Annotated in this window: 7 protein-coding genes; 5 read left to right on the top strand and 2 right to left on the bottom strand. The window is 66.3% G+C overall.

What is annotated here, in order from left to right:
* The coding region (locus tag WB508_RS11275; protein WP_423844979.1) for a cytochrome c biogenesis CcdA family protein at positions 1-812 on the bottom strand (812 nt) is incomplete at its 3' end.
* A 1-nt stretch (position 813) separates the two neighbouring features.
* Complete coding sequence (locus WB508_RS11270) at positions 814-1,377, bottom strand: redoxin domain-containing protein (RefSeq protein WP_423844978.1); 564 nt, start codon at positions 1,375-1,377, stop codon at positions 814-816.
* A gap of 93 nt (positions 1,378-1,470) precedes the next feature.
* Here WB508_RS11270 and WB508_RS11265 point away from each other — a divergent pair, with 93 nt between their 5' ends.
* From WB508_RS11265 to WB508_RS11245, 5 genes are all read left to right on the top strand, one after another.
* The gene (locus WB508_RS11265; RefSeq protein ID WP_423844977.1) at positions 1,471-2,979 is read left to right on the top strand and encodes a protein kinase domain-containing protein; all 1,509 of its coding nucleotides are present in this window, start codon (positions 1,471-1,473) and stop codon (positions 2,977-2,979) included.
* A 108-nt stretch (positions 2,980-3,087) separates the two neighbouring features.
* Entirely contained in the window at positions 3,088-3,399 is a 312-nt protein-coding gene (locus WB508_RS11260) for a hypothetical protein (RefSeq protein WP_423844976.1), read from the top strand.
* A gap of 95 nt (positions 3,400-3,494) precedes the next feature.
* Positions 3,495-4,223: an amino acid ABC transporter ATP-binding protein gene (locus WB508_RS11255; protein WP_423844980.1), complete on the top strand. Its 729-nt coding sequence runs from the start codon at positions 3,495-3,497 to the stop codon at positions 4,221-4,223.
* Between the two features lie 51 nt (positions 4,224-4,274).
* Positions 4,275-5,153, top strand: a complete 879-nt coding sequence (locus tag WB508_RS11250) for a glutamate ABC transporter substrate-binding protein (protein WP_423844975.1) — start codon at positions 4,275-4,277, stop codon at positions 5,151-5,153.
* Between the two features lie 85 nt (positions 5,154-5,238).
* The coding region (locus WB508_RS11245) for an amino acid ABC transporter permease (RefSeq protein WP_423844974.1) at positions 5,239-5,798 on the top strand (560 nt) is incomplete at its 3' end.

Genomic DNA, 5,798 nt, shown 5'->3' with positions numbered 1-5,798 from the left:
ATGGCAGCGCCGGTCACGAGGACGATCGCGGCAACTCCCCACACCCAGCCCGGAACACGTCCCGCTGCGCGGCTCACCACGGACTGCACGCCGATGAACGCGTCGACGATCGGATCGGACGCGCTGGCGCCCCCGAAGTTGGTGCGCAGCTCGATCACTCCGTAGTAGGCGACGTACAGCCCCGTCAGGACCATCACGGCTCCCCCGACTCGCCCGATGATCGGCATCAGGGCGCGGGCCCGACCGACCGCTCCGGAGCTGGCCAGGGCCGCAGACACGGCGAGAACTCCGACCAGCACGGTCATGCCCGCGGCATACGCCACGTACGACAGGATGCCGGCCCAGACCGAGTCGCTGCGGAAGGTCGAGAAGGTGACGGCGAGGAACGGCCCGATCGTGCACGACAGCGACGCGACGGCGTAGGCGATGCCGTACCCGAACATCGAGCCGAGAGCCTCCGACGGCGACGCTGACATCTTCGGCACCATGAAGCGAAGCTCGCGACCTGTCAGCATGACCGCGCCCATGAGGGCGAGCGCCACACCGATGACGACCGTGGCGTAGGGCAGATACTTCTGGACCGAGAGCGAGATCGGCGCGATCACCAGTGCGAAGAGCCCGAACACCAACACGAATCCCACCGCCATGACGGCAGTGGCCATCACCGCCCGGAGCAGTGCAGCCGATCTGGACCGGTCTCGCCCTCCCGCCACCACCAACGCCAAGTAGCCCGGAAGCATGGCGAACCCGCACGGATTCAGTGCGGCAACCAGACCTGCGGCGAATGCCAGCGAGATGATGGACCAGTCCACGTCAGCTCTTCTCGAGCTCGGCGATCTTGCTCGTCAGCACCGACGTCGACAGCGATCCGGGCACGACCTCGATATCGCCTGCGGCCGAGATGAACGCGAAGGCAGGCTGCGCCGTCACCCCGAACTTGGCCCACACCGCTGCATCGGTGTCAGCGAGGTTGGTGAAGCCGAACTCGTACTTCTTCACGAAGCCCTTCATCGAGTCGGCGGAGTCCAGCGCCCCGACCCCGAGGAACTCGACGTCAGTCGCCGCAGCAGCCTTGGCCACACCGGGCGCCTCGTTCTGGCAGACGTGGCACCACGGCGCCCAGAACCACACGACGGCTGCCTGGCCAGCCAGGCTCGCCCCCTCGAAGGACTTGCCGGCCGTGGTGGTCGAGGTGAACTGCAGCGCACTGGGCACAGCGACGGAGTCTGCAACGGCTGAATCGTCAACGGCCGGGGTGGGTGCCTCGGATGTGGGGGCATCCGTGCGCGGATCAGCGGCAGTCTGAGCGCCGGACCCGCAAGCCGACATGGCGAGCATCGCCGCGACGATGACGGTGATGGCCCGGAGACGTCGCATCACTTGACGGTACCTCGGGCACCCTCACCGCGGAGGATGGAGTCGTTGACTGCACGACTGGCAGATTTCCGTCGCGCGCCTACAGTTTTCGACGTGGAATCCCCCTTGAACGACCGCTACGACCTCCTGGCCCGGATCGGGTCTGGCGGTATGGGTGAGGTGTGGCGGGCGCACGATCGGCGGCTGGACCGCGTCGTTGCCATCAAGGTGATGAGGACTCGCGCCACGGAGGACGATGTCTCGCGCGCCCGCATGCGCAGCGAGGCGTTGCTGGCGGCGTCGATCCACCACCCCGGTGTGGCCCAGATCTTCGACTTCGAGGAGAGCCACGACGCGAGCGAGGGAACGTCGTTCATCGTCATGCAGTTCGTCGACGGGCACTCGCTGGCCGAACTGTTGCGCACCAGCGGGCCCATGGCCATCGAGCAGGTGATGTCGATCGTCGTTCAGGTCGCCAGCGGGCTGCAGGCTGCCCACGACATCGGGGTCGTGCACCGCGACGTGAAACCTGCCAACATCATGCTCACGCCCGCCGGAAGAACAGTGCTGGTCGACTTCGGCATCGCCCGTTCCAATGACAGTGAACCCCTAACCGAGACCGGGACCATCCTCGGCACAGCGCAGTACTCCAGTCCTGAACAGTCCGCCGGACGTCCGGCGACGCCTCAGTCCGACCTGTACTCCCTGGGGATCGTGGCCCACCACTGCCTCACCGGGGTGTCCCCGTTCCGTCGCGAGAACCCCGTGGCCACCGCGCTCGCCCACCTCAACGACGACATACCGCCGCTCGGCGACGACGTGCCTCCAGCCGCCCGGGAGCTCATCGGCACGCTCACCGCGAAGAATCCGTCACAGCGCCCTGAGAGCGCGGCGGACGTCGCCGAACGCGCCGCCAGCATCGGAGCCGACGACCGCATCGACATCCCCAGGACTCTCGGATCGGACGCTCCACACCGCGACACCCTCACGGTCAGCGCCCCAGTTTTCGCAGCATCGAGTCCCGCGACCTCGACCCACAGATCCCGCGTGCGCGCCGGCGCACTCGCCGCAGTCGGTCTACTGGTCATTCTGGTGAGCGGATGGGCGGTCTGGCCGCGTGGCGACACTGCAGTGCCTGACGTGGTCGGCATGAGCCGCAGCCAGGCGACGGCTCTCATCGAGAAGGCCGGGATGACGGCGCGCGCGCAGCCCGTCGACGTCGCCGGGCAACAGCGGGACGCAGTCCTCGAACAGAGTCCCGCCGCCGGCGCGGCGAGGGCGTCCGACGGAGTCGTGCAATTGAAGGTGGTGTCAGGCAAGGTCGCGGTCGCCGCGAATGACATCATCGGACTCACCTACCCCAAGGCTGTCTCGACGCTCGAGAAGCTTGGATTCGTCGTCAAGCGAACCGATGTGCCCCAGTCGGCCGAGGCCGACGAGGTCGTCGCCCTGGACCGATCCGGTCGCCTCCCCGAGGGTTCGACCATCACGCTGAGCGTGGCCGTCGCGCCTGCGGCGCAACCCGCCACTGGCGGCACCGCGAAGACTCCCAGCGGTGGCGGGTCCCCGCCAAAGTCCAGCCCGGGCAAGGGCAAGGGGAAGGGCAAAGGCAAGAACAAGTGAGGCTCCGCGCCCAGGCAGCGGCCACGTTTCGACTGGTTGACCTCTGGGTACGACTCCACACGCCGCAGCGCATGCTCGGCACGCCGACGACATGAAACGAGGCACATCATGGCGACGAACGAGTCCCACCAGCCCCACACGCCGGAGGCCACCATGGTCGGCGGCACGAACGTGGGCGAACCCGAGACACTGCGCGTGTCCAGCGGTTCCCAGTCCACGTACATCACGGTCGACACGATCTTGTACCTGCTGCTCGTGCTGGGCATCTTCCTGACGGCAGCAGTGGTGGACGAGGCGGGCGACGGACCGGGCTTCAGCGCCGACACCGCTTGGTTCTACGTCGTCCTGCTCAGCATCGGATTCATGGTCAGCCGTGGCTTGGCGCGCATCAACACGCGGTCCGACCATCGGGCCGCCTGAGACCGTCGCGCGAACCGACTTCAAATCGAAACCCGATGCGGTACATGCGATAGCCCATTCGGGCTAGGTTGACTGTCATGGCAGACGCGACCCCCATGGTGTCCATGCACCAGGTCCACAAGCACTTCGGCTCATTGCACGTTCTGAACGACATCGACCTCGTGGTTGCGCCAGGTGAGGTCGTGGTCGTCATCGGTCCATCAGGATCCGGCAAGTCGACCTTGTGCCGAGCAATCAACCGACTGGAGACCATTGACTCGGGCACCATCGCGATCGACGGGCAGCCCTTGGCCGATGAAGGCAAGGAGCTGGCCCGACTGCGAGCCGACGTCGGCATGGTGTTCCAGTCATTCAACCTGTTCGCGCACAAGACGATCCTCGAGAACGTGACGCTCGGACCCTTGAAGGTGCGCGGCCTGAGCAAGGCGGACGCCGAGAAGAGGGCGCACGAACTGCTCACCCGCGTCGGTATCGACGAACAAGCCTCCAAGTACCCCGCCCAGCTGTCCGGCGGCCAGCAGCAGCGCGTCGCCATTGCTCGCGCCCTGGCCATGGAGCCCAAGGTGATGCTCTTCGACGAGCCGACCTCGGCGCTCGACCCCGAGATGATCAAAGAGGTGCTCGACACCATGGTCGACCTCGCCAAGGGCGGCATGACCATGATCGTCGTCACGCACGAGATGGGTTTTGCCCGCACTGCTGCCGACCGGGTGCTGTTCATGGCCGACGGCCAGATCGTCGAGGAGAACACCCCCGAGGAGTTCTTCACCAACCCGTCATCGGACCGCGCCAAGGACTTCCTCGGCAAGATCCTCAAGCACTGACCCCCTGTTCACCACTGCAACGTTCAACCGACCGATTGAGAGGAAACATCCATGAAGCGCACCAAGCTGGCCGTCATCGCGGCCGCCGTGGCACTCACCCTGGGTGCCTGCGGCAGCGCAGGCACAGACGACGAGAACCCGATCGACAACGACGTGGCGTCTGACGCCGCGGCGCAGTTCGAGGACGGCACCGCCATGAAGGCGCTCGCCGAGGCCGGAACCGTCAAGATCGGCGTCAAGTTCGACCAGCCGGGTCTGGGCTTCAAGGCCGCCGGCCAGGACCAGCCCACCGGATTCGACGTCGAGATGGCCAAGATCGTGGCCGCTGAGCTCGGCATCGCAGCCGACAAGATCGAGTGGGTCGAGACCATCTCGGACAACCGCGAGCCGTTCCTGCAGCAGGACACGGTCGACTTCGTCTTCGCCTCGTACTCGATCACCGATGATCGCCGCAAGGTCGTCGGCCAGGCCGGTCCGTACTTCCTGACCGGTCAGCAGCTGTTGGTCAAGAAGGGCAGCGACATCAAGAGCGTCGCCGACATCAAGGGCAAGGAAGTCTGCTCGGTCACCGGTTCCACCTCGCTGAAGAACGTCGAGGCCGAGGGCGCCAAGGCCCGTGGCTTCGAGACCTACTCGCAGTGCCGTGACCAGGTGCTCGACGGCGCGGTCGACTCGATGTCCACCGATGGTTCGATCCTGCTCGGCTACGCCGCCCTCAACCCCGACGAGCTCGAGGTCGTGGGCGACGCCTTCTCCGAGGAGCGCATCGGCATGGGCTACAGCCAGGACAAGCCCGAGCTGTGCCAGTTCCTGACCGACTCCATCAAGAAGGCCCAGGATGACGGCCGCTGGGCCAAGGCCTTCGAGGCCACGCTCGGCAAGTCGGGCGCCGAGACGCCCGAGCCGCCGGCCATGGACTCCTGCGCCTGAGTCAGGCAATGACCGGGGCCGTCCGCGGGCGGCCCCGGTCCCCGCTCCATCCCCTGCTTCGCACCCGAAAGGACGGTGACCGTCGGTGCAGGTGCTGATCGACAACTTCGACCGGTTGCTTGACGGCTTCTGGCTCACGCTGCGCCTCACCTTGATCTCCGGCGGCCTGTCGTTGGTCTTCGGCACCATCCTGGCCGGCATGCGCGTGGGCCCGATCAAGGTGCTCGAGCGCGCTGCCGCCACCTACGTCACCATCTTCCGCAACACCCCGCTGCTGGTCCTGCTGCTCCTGGTGGTCTTCGGCTTCCCGAAGCTGGACATCCAGCTCGGCATCTTCTGGCTCAACATCCTCGCGCTGACCGCCTACACCTCCACCTTCGTGTGCGAGGCGCTTCGCTCGGGCGTCAACTCCATCCCGCTCGGTCAGGCCGAAGCCGCACGCTCGGTCGGTCTGGAGTTCACCCAGACGATGCGGCACGTCGTGCTGCCGCAGGCGTTTCGGGCCGTCGTCCCGCCGATCGCCAACGTGCTGATCGCCTTGACCAAGAACTCCTCGCTGTGCTCGATCTTCGGCCTGTTGGAGGGCACCGCGATCGGCAAGGGCCTGATCAACGACAACGGATCCCAGCTGTACTGGATCTTCTT

This window comes from Aeromicrobium sp. (assembly GCF_049586495.1).
GTDB lineage: Bacteria > Actinomycetota > Actinomycetes > Propionibacteriales > Nocardioidaceae > Aeromicrobium.
Note: the sequence above shows the minus strand (reverse complement) of the source record. Positions and strands in the feature narration are given on the sequence as shown.

Coding starts and splice junctions, on each gene's coding strand:
- WB508_RS11255 (WP_423844980.1), top strand. CDS start 3,495: ATGGTGTCCATGCACCAGGTCCACAAGCACTTCGGCTCATTGCACGTT.
- WB508_RS11270 (WP_423844978.1), bottom strand. CDS start 1,377: ATGCGACGTCTCCGGGCCATCACCGTCATCGTCGCGGCGATGCTCGCC.
- WB508_RS11250 (WP_423844975.1), top strand. CDS start 4,275: ATGAAGCGCACCAAGCTGGCCGTCATCGCGGCCGCCGTGGCACTCACC.
- WB508_RS11260 (WP_423844976.1), top strand. CDS start 3,088: ATGGCGACGAACGAGTCCCACCAGCCCCACACGCCGGAGGCCACCATG.